At 52.7% G+C, this 12,902-nt stretch carries 13 protein-coding genes; 7 read left to right on the forward strand and 6 right to left on the reverse strand.

The genetic code is table 11. The annotated features are described in order from the left end of the window. Positions 1–38: 38 nt before the first annotated feature. Together pdxK and P2W74_RS06835 are read left to right on the forward strand one after the other, a co-directional pair. On the forward strand, positions 39–905 hold the full coding sequence (pdxK, locus tag P2W74_RS06830) for a pyridoxine/pyridoxal/pyridoxamine kinase (RefSeq protein ID WP_276294428.1): 867 nt from the start codon (positions 39–41) through the stop codon (positions 903–905). Continuing rightward, positions 902–1,141 (forward strand): cytoplasmic protein, encoded by a 240-nt coding sequence (locus P2W74_RS06835; RefSeq protein WP_271445102.1) that lies wholly within the window; start codon positions 902–904, stop codon positions 1,139–1,141. Before pdxK ends, P2W74_RS06835 begins: the two co-directional genes overlap by 4 nt. A gap of 74 nt (positions 1,142–1,215) precedes the next feature. Here the strand turns inward: P2W74_RS06835 and crr are convergent, their stop codons facing one another. From crr to cysZ, 5 genes are all read right to left on the reverse strand, one after another. Next, complete coding sequence (gene crr, locus P2W74_RS06840) at positions 1,216–1,725, reverse strand: PTS glucose transporter subunit IIA (RefSeq protein ID WP_000522253.1); 510 nt, start codon at positions 1,723–1,725, stop codon at positions 1,216–1,218. A 40-nt stretch (positions 1,726–1,765) separates the two neighbouring features. Next, on the reverse strand, positions 1,766–3,493 hold the full coding sequence (gene ptsI / locus P2W74_RS06845) for a phosphoenolpyruvate-protein phosphotransferase PtsI (protein WP_276294429.1): 1,728 nt from the start codon (positions 3,491–3,493) through the stop codon (positions 1,766–1,768). Between the two features lie 44 nt (positions 3,494–3,537). Further along, on the reverse strand, positions 3,538–3,795 hold the full coding sequence (ptsH, locus tag P2W74_RS06850; protein ID WP_002441228.1) for a phosphocarrier protein Hpr: 258 nt from the start codon (positions 3,793–3,795) through the stop codon (positions 3,538–3,540). A 384-nt stretch (positions 3,796–4,179) separates the two neighbouring features. After that, the gene (cysK, locus tag P2W74_RS06855; protein WP_276294430.1) at positions 4,180–5,151 is read right to left on the reverse strand and encodes a cysteine synthase A; all 972 of its coding nucleotides are present in this window, start codon (positions 5,149–5,151) and stop codon (positions 4,180–4,182) included. A 184-nt stretch (positions 5,152–5,335) separates the two neighbouring features. Next, positions 5,336–6,097, reverse strand: coding sequence for a sulfate transporter CysZ (gene cysZ / locus P2W74_RS06860; protein ID WP_276294431.1), 762 nt, complete (start codon positions 6,095–6,097; stop codon positions 5,336–5,338). 230 nt (positions 6,098–6,327) lie between these two features. Between cysZ and zipA the strand changes: the two genes are divergently transcribed. The 3 genes from zipA (at position 6,328) to P2W74_RS06875 (ending at position 9,633) form a co-directional block, all read left to right on the forward strand. Then, a complete protein-coding gene (gene zipA / locus P2W74_RS06865; RefSeq protein ID WP_276294432.1) occupies positions 6,328–7,326 on the forward strand; it encodes a cell division protein ZipA in 999 nt (332 codons plus the stop codon). A 71-nt stretch (positions 7,327–7,397) separates the two neighbouring features. Beyond that, entirely contained in the window at positions 7,398–9,413 is a 2,016-nt protein-coding gene (gene ligA, locus P2W74_RS06870) for an NAD-dependent DNA ligase LigA (RefSeq protein WP_276294433.1), read from the forward strand. A gap of 1 nt (position 9,414) precedes the next feature. Continuing rightward, complete coding sequence (locus P2W74_RS06875; protein ID WP_276294434.1) at positions 9,415–9,633, forward strand: DUF3820 family protein; 219 nt, start codon at positions 9,415–9,417, stop codon at positions 9,631–9,633. On the opposite strand, the gene P2W74_RS06880 is transcribed toward P2W74_RS06875, so the two are convergent. Continuing rightward, positions 9,630–10,628 (reverse strand): bile acid:sodium symporter family protein, encoded by a 999-nt coding sequence (locus P2W74_RS06880; RefSeq protein ID WP_276294435.1) that lies wholly within the window; start codon positions 10,626–10,628, stop codon positions 9,630–9,632. The genes P2W74_RS06875 and P2W74_RS06880 overlap by 4 nt on opposite strands. 89 nt (positions 10,629–10,717) lie before the next feature. Between P2W74_RS06880 and P2W74_RS06885 the strand changes: the two genes are divergently transcribed. Further along, positions 10,718–11,644, forward strand: coding sequence for a LysR family transcriptional regulator (locus P2W74_RS06885; protein WP_276294436.1), 927 nt, complete (start codon positions 10,718–10,720; stop codon positions 11,642–11,644). A gap of 389 nt (positions 11,645–12,033) precedes the next feature. Continuing rightward, entirely contained in the window at positions 12,034–12,867 is an 834-nt protein-coding gene (xapA, locus tag P2W74_RS06890) for a xanthosine phosphorylase (protein WP_276294437.1), read from the forward strand. Positions 12,868–12,902 lie beyond the last annotated feature (35 nt).

Raw genomic sequence — 12,902 nt, forward strand, 5'->3', positions numbered from 1 at the left:
TGAGGCGTGAGCCCGCTGTCCAGTGAGAGGAGAAGGCAATGGGGCAGGATAGTGAAATACAGTCAGTGCTCTTCGACGATACGCATCGGGCGATACAGACCGATATTGTCGCCGTTCAGTCACAGGTCGTTTATGGTAGCGTCGGCAACAGCATTGCGGTGCCTGCCATTAACGCGCAGGGATTACGGGTGACGCCGGTTCCTACGGTACTGTTTAGCAATACCCCGCATTATCAGACGTTTTATGGCGGCATTATCCCTGCCGACTGGTTTCGCGGTTATCTTCAGGCCTTAAATGAACGTGACGCACTGCGCGAACTTAAAGCGGTGACCACCGGTTATATGGGAAGTGCGGAGCAAATCGCTCTGCTGGCGCAGTGGCTGAAGACGGTCCGGGAGTCGCATCCTGATGTGTGCATTCTGGTGGATCCGGTGATAGGCGACACGGACAGCGGAATGTACGTGAAAGCGGAAATCCCCGCCGCGTATCGCCACCATCTGCTGCCGTTGGCACAAGGACTGACACCCAACGTCTTCGAACTGGAGATGCTCAGCGGGAAGCCGTGCCGCACGCTGGATGATGCCGTGATCGCCGCCAAATCGCTGCTTTCCGACACCTTGAAATGGGTCGTGATCACCAGCGCGCCGGGTGAAACCGATGAGACGATAAACGTTGCGGTGGTGACCGCCGATTCGGTGGATGTCATTGAACACTCACGGGTGAAAACCGATCTGAAAGGGACCGGCGATCTGTTCTGTGCGGAGCTGGTGAGTGGCCTCGTGAAAGGGAAAACGCTGGTGGCGGCGACGAAAAATGCGGCACAGCGCGTGCTGGATGTCATGACCTGGACCCAGCAATGTGGCTGCGATGAACTGATACTGCCACCGGCAGGGGAGGCGCGATGAAGAGTTATCGGTTAGTGGTTCGCCAGCAGGGGCGTGTCGTCGGCCATTTCGAAACCAGCGGCCTTGAGGCGCTGGAAGACATTTGTGTGGCGCGGGCGATGTTCGGCATAGCGGGGGGATATCAGTGCGAATTGCAGGTTTCAGATTCGGAAAGGCGTATGCTGGAAAGCGGGCCGGAAGGGATGAAAATCCTGATGCGTGAAAAATGTTATCGCCCGGTGACCTCGCCATTGTGACCGCGGCACCGATGCCGGATGAAGTGTATAAAAAAAATGGCGCCAGTCGGCGCCATTCTTCACTGCGGCAAGAATTACTTCTTGATGCGGATAACCGGGGTTTCACCCACAGTTACGCTACCGGACAGTTTGATCAGTTCTTTGATTTCGTCCATGTTGGAGATAACAACCGGCGTCAGGGTAGACTTGGCTTTTTCTTCCAGCAGCGGCAAATCGAATTCAATAACCGGGTCGCCAACTTTAACGCGCTGGCCTTCTTCAGCGATACGCTTGAAACCTTCACCTTTCAGTTCAACGGTGTCGATACCGAAGTGAACGAACAGCTCAATGCCGCTATCAGATTCGATAGAGAACGCATGGTTGGTTTCAAAGATTTTGCCGATGGTACCGTCAACAGGCGCTACCATTTTGTTGCCGGTGGGTTTGATAGCAATGCCATCACCAACGATTTTTTCAGCAAATACTACATCCGGCACGTCTTCGATGTTGACGATCTCGCCAGAGAGCGGAGCAACAATCTCAATAGTTCCGGTGTCTTTCTTATCATCAGAAACCAGAGATTTCAATTTATCAAACAAACCCATGATCTTCTCCTAAGCAGTAAATTGGGCCGCATCTCGTGGATTAGCAGATTGTTTTTTCTTCAATGAACTTGTTAACCAGCGTCATTAACTCGTCCGTTGTCGGTTGAGCAAGAGCCTGCTCTGCTAACACCTTCGCATCTTCGAAGTTCGTGTTACGGATAATCTTCTTAATGCGCGGGATAGAAATGGCGCTCATAGAGAATTCGTCCAGACCCATCCCCAGCAACAGAAGTGTAGCACGTTCGTCGCCTGCAAGCTCACCACACATGCCAGTCCATTTGCCTTCCGCATGAGAAGCATCGATAACCTGCTTGATAAGCGTCAGGACAGACGGTGACATTGGCTGGTAAAGGTGTGAAATCATATCATTACCACGGTCAACTGCCAGGGTATACTGCGTTAAATCATTGGTACCGATACTAAAGAAGTCCACTTCTTTGGCTAAATGACGCGCAATGGTCGCGGCGGCCGGTGTTTCCACCATCACGCCAATCTCAATGCTCTCGTCAAAGGCTTTCCCTTCGTCACGCAGTTCCTGTTTGTAGATTTCGATCTCTTTGCGCAGTTCGCGTACTTCTTCAACAGAGATGATCATCGGGAACATGATGCGCAATTTACCGAAAGCAGACGCACGCAGGATGGCGCGAACCTGGTCACGCAGGATCTCTTTACGATCCAGTGCGATACGCACAGCACGCCAGCCGAGGAACGGGTTCTCTTCTTTCGGGAAGTTCATGTACGGCAGCTCTTTGTCGCCGCCGATGTCCATGGTACGTACGATAACAGCCTGAGAGCCACACGCTTCAGCAACGGCTTTATACGCCGCAAACTGCTCTTCTTCGGTTGGCAGAGCGTCACGGTCCATGAACAGGAATTCGGTGCGGTACAGACCAACACCTTCAGCGCCGTTACGCTCGGCACCTTCAACATCACGTACAGTACCGATGTTAGCGCAAACCTCAACCTGATGACCGTCAAGCGTGATGGCCGGCAGATCTTTCAGTTTCGCCAGTTCGGCTTTCTCAGTCGCAACTTGCTCCTGAACCGCACGCAGCTGTTCGATTTCTTCGTTAGTTGGGTTGACGTAAACCAGGTTGTTTACGGCATCCAGAATCAGATAGTCGTCATTTTTTACCTGAGCGGTCACGCTACCGGTACCTACGATGGCGGGCAGTTCCAGAGAACGCGCCATAATAGAGGTATGCGAAGTACGACCACCAGCGTCAGTAATGAAACCCAGCACCTTGTTCAGGTTCAGCTGCGCAGTTTCTGACGGCGTCAGGTCAGCCGCAACCAGGATAACTTCGTCCTGAATTGAGCTCAAATCGATAATTGCCAGACCAAGGATATTACGTAGCAGACGTTTACCGATGTCACGTACGTCAGCCGCACGTTCTTTCAGGTATTCATCATCCAGCTCTTCCAGAGCAGTGGCCTGACCTTCGATAATTTCATGCGCAGCTGCATCAGCCGTCATGTGTTTATCTTTAATCAGGGCTATGATTTCCTGCTCCAGCTCCTCATCTTCGAGCAGCATAATATGCCCTTCAAAGATGGCTTCTTTCTCTTCACCGAACGTTTCACCAGCTTTCGTTTTGATCGCTTCCAGTTGCGAAGATGCCTTGGCACGACCGCTCAGAAAACGTTCAACTTCCTGATCAACCTTGTCGGCAGAAATTTTTTTCCGGTCAATGACGATTTCGTCTTCTTTCAGCAGCAGTGCTTTGCCGAAAGCGATACCCGGGGATGCTAAAATGCCTGAAATCATAACCCTACCTTACTTGTGACTGATTTTTAAAAGAACCCGGAAAATTACTCGAGTTCCGCCATCAGTTTAACCAGATGTTCAACCGCTTTCTGCTCGTCTTCACCTTCTGCTGCGATGGTAACGACGGTCCCCTGAGTCAAGCCCAGAGTCTGCAGTTTGAACAGGCTTTTTGCGCTAGCGCTTTTGCCGTTGGAGGTCACAGTAATATCAGAAGTGAAGCCTTTCGCTTCTTTAACAAACTGAGCAGCAGGGCGGGTGTGCAGACCGTTCGGAGCGGTAATGGTAACTTCTTGCTGGAACATTATATTTCCCCAACTTATAGGTTTAGTGTTGTGGAACTAAAGTCTAGCCTGGCGGCTCAACTTTAGCCTGTATTGTTAGCGCCGGCGTAAACGGGGCACGACACAGTCGGTGTTCTACGCAATTCCGTTGCTGGCAACTTCTGGCCGCTGACGTTTCGCTCGTCATTAAACATTATGCCGCTAAAGGGAGACTTGAACCAAATCATAAAATCGATTCAGCTAGCGGTTTTCGTGTAACGATTAATTTCGCGCATCAAAATAATTAGTCTGGTTAAATACCAGACCCGGCAGGGTGAATCAATGCCAGGAGGAGTGAAACTTTGAAGCAGGCCACAAAAAAGCGCCCAAAAAGGCGCTTTTTTACGCGTTATTAACATGCTGGCATTACTGTTGCAGTTCTTTCTCAGTGAAGAGATCGGCAAACAATGCAGTGCTCAGATAACGCTCACCTGATGATGGTAATATAACCACAATATTCTTACCGGTAAAGGCTTCATCTTGCTGGAGCTTAAGCGCTGCAGCAACGGCGGCGCCTGAGGAGATACCCGCCAGAATACCTTCTTCTTCCATCAGACGACGTGCGGTGGAAATGGCCTCATCGTTGGTGATGCCGACAACTTTATCAATCAGTTTCAGATCCAGGTTGCCGGGGATGAAGCCCGCGCCGATACCCTGAATTTTGTGCGGACCGGGTTTCAGTTCTTCGCCTGCCAGCGCCTGAGCGATAACCGGAGAGTCCGTCGGCTCAACGGCAACGGTGATAAGATCCGTTTTGCCTTTCGTTCCCTTAATGTAGCGGGTTACGCCGGTGAGCGTACCGCCAGTACCAACGCCAGAGATAAACACATCGACCTGACCGTCGGTATCTTCCCAAATTTCCGGGCCGGTGGTTTTCTCATGAATTTCAGGGTTTGCCGGGTTGCTGAACTGTTGGAGTAACAGGTACTTAACCGGATCGCTGGCGACGATCTCTTCGGCCTTCTGGATTGCGCCTTTCATGCCTTTTGCGCCTTCGGTCAGCACCAGATTTGCGCCCAGCGCTTTAAGGAGCTTACGACGCTCAATGCTCATGGTTTCCGGCATGGTCAACGTCAGTTTGTAGCCACGAGCTGCCGCCACATACGCCAGAGCGATACCCGTGTTGCCGCTGGTTGGCTCGACCAGTTCAACACCTGGTTTCAGTACGCCACGTTTTTCGGCATCCCAAATCATATTGGCACCGATACGGCATTTGACGCTGAAGCTCGGGTTACGTGATTCCACCTTCGCCAGAATGCGTCCGTTACCGATACGGTTCAGTCGAACCAGCGGCGTATGACCGATAGTCAGCGAGTTATCTTCAAAAATCTTACTCATGGCCTGTCCTTAACTGTATGAAATTGGGGTACAAGGGCTAGCATACCCGCTCAGAGAATATGCGGAAGTAAGGATTTAGCATATCTATATTCAGAAGGGAAATAATGGGGATCCAGATGGAATAAGGAGCGGCATAAGCCACTCCTTTTTTGCACAATTTTTTTACAAAGAGAAAAAAGATCAATTACTTCCAGAGGGCATGTTTATCACGATAACAATCCACCCACATTGCCGTCGCGCCGCAGACGGCAACCGGCATAATGAACAGGTTGAGCACGGGCAGCATAGTGAACAGACTGGTCAGCGCGCCGAACTGCATATTGGTGACTTTTTTCGTACGCAGGGCATTCCTCATCTCTTTGAAAGGCACCTTGTGGTTGTCGAAGGGATAGTCGCAGTATTGAATCGCCAACATCCACGCGCTAAACAAGAACCACAGCACCGGCGCGACGGTTTGCCCGATGCCGGGAATAAAATAGAGAACCAGCAGGGCAATCGCGCGCGGGAGATACCACGCCAGTTTTTGCCATTCACGTTTCATGATGCGCGGCACATCTTTCATGATGCCGAGTACGCCGGTGTCGGGAGGCATCGCCCCGGTTAAACGCGCTTCAAGCTGTTCTGCCAGCAAACCATTAAACGGCGCGGCAATCCAGTTGGCGAGCGTCGAGAAGAAATAGCCGAATACCAGCAGCACAGAGAGGACGACAATCGGCCACAGCAGGTAGCTTAACCACTGTAGCCAGTCCGGTACATGGCTCATCAGCGAAGGTATCCAGCTGTCCAGCTCGGTAAACAGCCACCAAAACGCGCTGCCCATCAACAGAATGTTGACCATCAAAGGTAAAATCACAAAGCGACGGATACCCGGTTGGGTGACCAACTTCCATCCCTGAGAAAAATAATAGAAACCGCTGCGTGGCGCAGCTGCGGATGATGAAACCATAATCAGGACATGCTCCTTTTGTTTAAGCCCCGGCTAAACTTTGTCTATCTTACCGTGTTGTGGCCTGGTGGACAGTTAAGAAATGTTCGAAAAAACAGCAAAAAGTACAATTTTGTTCATCTTTATGCTGTGAAAGACAAGAGTCCACTTGCACTTGAGGTAATCGGCAAATACTCTTAGTGAGTAAATGTTTGCCGTGGTGGCAAGGTGTTAGAACAACAGAGAATATAATGATGCAGGATTTGCGTCTGATATTAATCATTGTTGGCGCGATCGCCATAATCGCTTTACTGGTACATGGTTTCTGGACCAGCCGTAAAGAACGATCTTCTATGTTCCGCGATCGTCCACTAAAACGCATGAAATCAAAACGTGACGACGAATCGTTTGACGACGATGTCGAACAAGACGACGAAGGCGTGGGTGAAGTTCGTGTTCACCGCGTAAATCATGCCCCGGGCAATGCACAGGAGCATGACGCACCTCGCCAGCCGCCGCAACACCAGTACCAGCCGCCTTATGCGTCTGCGCAGCCGCGTCAACCGGCTCAGCAACCGCCGGGAGCGCCGGTACCGCCGCAGCATGCTCAGCCGCAGCCAGTACAACAGCCGCAGTCGGTACAACCGCCTGTGCAGCATCAGCCGGTACAACAACCGGCTGCGCCGCAGGTGCAACCGGTTCAGCAACCTGTGCAGCACGCCCCGCAACCTGCGCCGCAAACATTCCAGCCAGCGGAACCCGTTGCCGAGTCAATACCTCAGCCAGAACCTGTCGTGGAAGCGCCGCCAGCGCCTGAAAAACCGCAGCCTAAAGAAGCGGTCATTATCATGAACGTCGCAGCGCATCACGGCACCGAGTTGAACGGTGAGATCCTGCTGAACAGCATTCAGCAAGCCGGCTTCAAGTTTGGCGATATGAATATTTTCCATCGTCATTTAAGCCCGGATGGCAGCGGTCCTGCACTATTCAGCCTGGCAAATATGGTGAATCCAGGGACGTTTGATCCTGAAATGACGGGTGATTTCACCACCCCAGGGGTGACTATTTTCATGCAGGTGCCGTCCTACGGCGATGAACTGCAAAACTTTAAGCTGATGCTGCAGTCAGCACAGCACATCGCCGACGAAGTGGGCGGCGTGGTGCTTGACGACCAACGCAGAATGATGACCCCGCAGAAATTGCGTGAGTATCAGGACCGCATCCGCGAAGTGAAAGACGCTAACGCCTGATTCTACTCAGGCGTGACATTTCCTTTCTGAACCCCCGCCTGTCGGGGGTTTTTTATCATTGATGGTGCGATATGGAATCAATCGAACAACAACTGACAGAATTACGAACCGCACTTCGCCATCATGAGTATCTTTACCATGTGATGGACGCGCCGGAAATTCCCGATGCGGAATATGACCGCCTGATGCAGACGCTGCGCGAACTGGAAGAAAAGCACCCGGAAATGGTGACGTCAGACTCGCCAACCCAGCGCGTCGGGGCTACTCCGCTGGCGGCATTCAGTCAGATTCGCCATGAAGTGCCAATGCTGTCGCTGGATAACGTGTTTGATGAAGAGAGCTTTCTGGCCTTTAATAAACGCGTACAGGACCGGCTGAAAAGCACCGACAAACTGACCTGGTGCTGCGAACTGAAACTCGATGGCCTGGCGGTGAGCATTCTGTACGAAAACGGTGTGCTGGTGAGTGCGGCGACGCGTGGCGATGGGACAACCGGTGAAGATATTACCTCTAACGTGCGTACCATCCGTGCCATTCCACTCAAACTGCGCGGCGACAATATTCCTGCTCGCCTGGAAGTGCGCGGCGAAGTCTTCCTGCCACAAGCCGGTTTTGAAAAAATTAATGAAGATGCCCGCCGTACGGGAAATAAAGTGTTCGCTAACCCGCGTAACGCGGCGGCGGGTTCATTGCGCCAGCTAGACCCGCGTATTACCGCGAAGCGACCGCTCACTTTCTTCTGTTATGGCGTTGGCGTGCTGGAAGGGGGCGAACTTCCCGATACGCACCTTGGGCGTTTGCTGCAGTTTAAAGCGTGGGGGCTTCCGGTGAGCGATCGGGTGACGCTCTGCGACTCCCCTGAGGCTGTACTGGCGTTCTACCATAAAGTGGAAGAGGATCGTCCAACGCTCGGCTTTGATATTGACGGTGTCGTCATTAAGGTCAACTCACTGGCACTCCAGGAACAACTGGGTTTCGTGGCTCGCGCGCCACGCTGGGCGGTGGCCTTTAAATTCCCCGCGCAGGAGCAAATGACCGTCGTTCGTGACGTGGAATTCCAGGTTGGGCGGACGGGCGCAATTACCCCTGTGGCCCGCCTCGAGCCGGTGCAGGTGGCGGGCGTGCTGGTGAGCAACGCCACGTTGCATAATGCCGATGAAATTGAACGCCTCGGTTTACGCATTGGCGACAAGGTCGTTATCCGCCGTGCTGGTGATGTGATCCCTCAGGTGGTTAACGTGGTGCTTTCAGAGCGCCCGGAAGAGACCCAGGAAATTGTGTTCCCCACCCATTGCCCGGTCTGCCAGTCGGACGTCGAGCGTGTGGAAGGCGAAGCGGTCACCCGCTGTACCGGGGGCCTGATTTGCGGGGCGCAACGTAAAGAATCACTTAAGCATTTCGTTTCACGTCGCGCCATGGATGTTGACGGTATGGGCGATAAGATAATCGACCAGTTGGTCGAGAAAGAGTATGTCCATACGCCCGCCGATCTGTTCACCCTGACGGCCGGTAAGTTGACCGGGCTTGACCGTATGGGGCCGAAATCGGCGCAGAACGTGGTGAATGCGCTGGAGAAAGCCAAAGAGACGACCTTTGCCCGTTTTCTGTATGCGCTGGGTATTCGTGAAGTCGGCGAGGCGACCGCTGCCGGACTGGCGGCATATTTCGGTACGCTGGAAGCGCTGGAAGCCGCCTCTCTCGACGAACTGCAAAAAGTTCCGGATGTGGGCATCGTGGTGGCCACTCACGTGTTCAACTTCTTCGCGGAAGAGAGCAACCGTGAGGTGATCGAACAACTGTTGGCGCGGGGCATTCACTGGCCTGCTCCGGTCGTTGTCAACGCGGAAGAGATCGACAGTCCGTTCGCCGGTAAAACGGTGGTACTGACCGGCAGCTTAAGCCAGATGTCCCGCGACGATGCCAAAGCGCGTCTGGTTGCGCTGGGGGCGAAGGTGGCAGGCAGCGTGTCGAAGAAAACCGATTTAGTGATTGCGGGCGAAGCGGCGGGTTCGAAACTGGCGAAAGCACAGGAACTGGGCATTGCCGTCATCGACGAAGCTGAAATGCTCCGCTTGCTGGGTGTCTGAGATGGAAAAAGAGCAGTTGGTCGAGATAGCCAATACGGTGATGCCGTTCGGCAAGTACCAGGGGCGTCGATTGATTGATGTGCCGGAAGAGTATTTGCTGTGGTTTGCCCGCAAGGATCAGTTCCCGGCGGGAAAATTAGGCGAGCTGATGGCGATCACGCTGTTGATTAAAACAGAGGGGCTGACGCAGTTGGTTCAGCCCCTGAAACGCCCGCTCTAAGCTTTCGCGGCGCGGTTTTCTTGCTGCGCCTGTAACGCCTCGGTCTGGCGCTTGTAGCGACGCGCCAGCACCGCACACACCATCAGTTGAATCTGGTGGAAGATCATCAGCGGCAGCACCATCATCCCAATCACCGAGGTCGGGAACAGAATGTTTGCCATCGGGATACCGTTGGCGAGACTCTTTTTCGACCCGCAGAAGACAATCGTAATCTCATCCGCCTTGTTGAAACCGCATTTGCGGGCCACAAACATGTTGATTGCAATAACAATCGCCAGCAGCACGATGCTGACCACCACGATAAACAGCAGCGATCCCCAGCCCACTTTGTGCCAGATACCGTTCACAACCGCTTCACTGAAGGCAGAATAAACCACCAACAGGATGGAAGTTTGGTCGGTTTTGCCAATCCACTTTTTATTGCGCGCCACCCAGTTGCCAATCCACGGGCGTGACAAATGCCCAAGCACAAACGGTAGCAGCAGTTGCAGCATGATTTTACCGACCTGCTCCAGGCTACCTTCTGCGCCGTGGATATTCATCACCAGGCCCACCAGGAGTGGCGAGAGGAAAATGCCCAGCAGGCTTGACGCGGATGCGGAACAGACCGCGGCAGCGACGTTGCCGCCCGCCAGGGAGGTGAAAGCGATGGCGGACTGGACGGTGGCAGGAAGAATGCAAAGATAAAGAAAACCGGTATAGAGCATAGGGTCGACGTTAACCGGCGCCCACCAGGCAAATAACACGCCGATGATCGGGAACAGAACGAAGGTACTGCACATCACCCACAGATGAAGTCGCCAGTGGCTACCGCCTGCGATAATCGCTTCGCGCGAGAGTTTGGCACCGTGCATAAAAAACAGCAGTGCAATGGCGGCCGTGGTTAAGCCTTCAAAGAAGGGAACAAAGCTGCCTTCGGCCGGAAAAAACGAGGCCAGCAATACGACGGTGATAAGGCTCAAGGTAAACGGATCAAGGATACGAAAAAGTTTCATAAATACTCCAGGAATCTGATGCCGATATTTTGCGTTTTTTCATTTGAGAAATAAAATTGATTTATTGCATCTATATATGAGCTGAATTAATGAATTACTCTCTGCGTCAACTCCGTATCTTTGTCACCGTCGCTCAGGCTAAAAGTTTTAGCCGTGCGGGGGATATTATCGGTCTGAGCCAGTCGGCAGTCAGTCACAGTATTAAAGAGCTGGAGCGGCAGACAGGCGTCAAACTGTTGGATCGCACAACGCGTGAAGTCGTTTTGACGGAAGCCGGGCAGCAACTGGCGACACGCCTGGATCGGGTGTTGGATGAACTGCACAGTACCCTGCGTGAAGCGGGTAGGGTGGGCACACAGTTGACCGGCACGGTACGCGTGGCGGCCAGCCAGACCATCTCCGCGCATCTTATTCCGCAGTGTATTGCGCAAAGTAATCACCTTTATCCTGCGATTGATTTTGTTCTGCACGACCGTCCACAGCAGTGGGTACTGGAGAGTATTCGTCAGGGGGACGTCGATTTTGGCATTGTGATCGATCCCGGTGCCGTGACGGATTTGCAGTGTGAAACCGTGTTGTCTGAACCGTTTTTGCTGCTCTGCCATCAGAATCATCCCTTTGCCAGGCGGGAGTGGGTGAGCTGGCAGGATCTTGAGCATGAGCGGCTGGTATTGCAGGATTATGCTTCAGGCAGTCGACCGTTGATTGACGCGGCATTGTCGCATTTTTCGATTGATGCCAATATCGTGCAGGAGATTGGTCACCCAGCGACGCTGTTTCCGATGGTGGAGGCGGGTATTGGTATTAGTGTATTGCCTGCGCTGGCGTTACCGCTGCCTCAGGGGAATCAATTACAGGTGAAGCGACTCACGCCTGTCGTGGAAAGACAGCTCATGCTGGCCCGGCGGAAAAACCGGTCGCTTTCGACCGCCGCCCAGGCGCTCTGGGATGTGGTTCGTATGCAGGCCAGTGAGCTCACCGCGGGCCGCGCTCAGGACCCGTTGTATCAGATCTAGATCGCGCAATAAAACGCCTGCTATTTCTGGCAGGCGGACACGTTAAAAATATTGGCGGGAGTGGGTAATTCCGTCCTGCAGGAATGACTCACCTAACTTATTTATAGAATGTCCCGCAGGCTAAATAAAATTAAATGAGCAACTAATAAATTTTCAATGCTTTATTTATGCTGTGCAGGGTTGCGTGCGATATTTTTTAAGGTGATTCCGTTATCCCGTATTTAATTGTGGGGGAGTGATAGCAGACCGTTCTTAATGAAAATAAGATCAATATAGGATTGATATCAATCATCACGAGAAAGTGTATTGGCAAATGGTCGTGGACTCTCGTTATAAAAGAAAGAGGACAGCTATTTTTATTTGACTATTCAGCCTTATGAGGATTTACCATGAGTCATTCCCCTTTTTCGCAGAATCCGTTCTATTGCGCGGATATCATTCGTGGTTACAAACCTGATTTCACCCCACGAGTGGCTTTTATTCTCGGTTCAGGTCTCGGGGCACTGGCAGAGCAAATTGAAGAGGCTGTCGCAATCTCCTATGAAAAACTGCCGGGTTTCCCGGTAAGCACCGTTCATGGTCATGCGGGCGAGTTGGTACTGGGTCATCTGGCGGGCGTACCGGTTGTCTGTATGAAAGGCCGGGGCCATTTCTATGAGGGGCGTGGCATGACCATCATGACCGACGCGATTCAGACCTTCAAGCTGCTGGGCTGCGAACTGTTGTTCTGCACCAATGCTGCCGGTTCACTGCGTCCTGACGTCGGCGCGGGCAGCCTGGTGGCGCTGAAAGATCATATCAACACCATGCCGGGTACACCAATGGTCGGCACCAACGATGAACGCTTTGGCGAACGTTTCTTCTCGCTGGCCAATGCTTACGACGCGGACTATCGCACTGTTCTGCAGCAAGTCGCGAAAGAGGAGGGCTTCCCGCTGACAGAAGGTGTGTTTGTCTCTTACCCAGGGCCGAACTTCGAAACAGCGGCGGAAATTCGCATGATGCAGATTATCGGCGGTGATGTTGTGGGGATGTCAGTGGTGCCGGAAGTGATTTCCGCCCGCCATTGTGGCCTGAAAGTGGTGGCAGTATCCGCCATTACCAACATGGCGGAAGGTCTTAGCAACGTGAAACTCTCGCACGCCCAAACGCTGGCTGCTGCAGAACTCTCACGGCAGAATTTTATTAACCTCATCTGCGGCTTTCTACGCCGTATTGCCTGAATAAAATAACAATAAACGGCCTCAGTCGTGAGGCC

The organism is Citrobacter enshiensis, assembly GCF_029338175.1.
Lineage (GTDB): Bacteria > Pseudomonadota > Gammaproteobacteria > Enterobacterales > Enterobacteriaceae > Citrobacter_D > Citrobacter_D enshiensis.

Bases quoted from the DNA above. Each gene is read 5' to 3' on its own strand.
- P2W74_RS06875 (WP_276294434.1), top strand. From the start codon at position 9,415: ATGGAAAAAGAGCAGTTGGTCGAGATAGCCAATACGGTGATGCCGTTC.
- ptsH (WP_002441228.1), bottom strand. From the start codon at position 3,795: ATGTTCCAGCAAGAAGTTACCATTACCGCTCCGAACGGTCTGCACACC.
- P2W74_RS06885 (WP_276294436.1), top strand. From the start codon at position 10,718: ATGAATTACTCTCTGCGTCAACTCCGTATCTTTGTCACCGTCGCTCAG.
- zipA (WP_276294432.1), top strand. From the start codon at position 6,328: ATGATGCAGGATTTGCGTCTGATATTAATCATTGTTGGCGCGATCGCC.
- pdxK (WP_276294428.1), top strand. From the start codon at position 39: ATGGGGCAGGATAGTGAAATACAGTCAGTGCTCTTCGACGATACGCAT.
- crr (WP_000522253.1), bottom strand. From the start codon at position 1,725: ATGGGTTTGTTTGATAAATTGAAATCTCTGGTTTCTGATGATAAGAAA.
- ligA (WP_276294433.1), top strand. From the start codon at position 7,398: ATGGAATCAATCGAACAACAACTGACAGAATTACGAACCGCACTTCGC.
- xapA (WP_276294437.1), top strand. From the start codon at position 12,034: ATGAGTCATTCCCCTTTTTCGCAGAATCCGTTCTATTGCGCGGATATC.
- P2W74_RS06880 (WP_276294435.1), bottom strand. From the start codon at position 10,628: ATGAAACTTTTTCGTATCCTTGATCCGTTTACCTTGAGCCTTATCACC.
- ptsI (WP_276294429.1), bottom strand. From the start codon at position 3,493: ATGATTTCAGGCATTTTAGCATCCCCGGGTATCGCTTTCGGCAAAGCA.
- P2W74_RS06835 (WP_271445102.1), top strand. From the start codon at position 902: ATGAAGAGTTATCGGTTAGTGGTTCGCCAGCAGGGGCGTGTCGTCGGC.
- cysZ (WP_276294431.1), bottom strand. From the start codon at position 6,097: ATGGTTTCATCATCCGCAGCTGCGCCACGCAGCGGTTTCTATTATTTT.
- cysK (WP_276294430.1), bottom strand. From the start codon at position 5,151: ATGAGTAAGATTTTTGAAGATAACTCGCTGACTATCGGTCATACGCCG.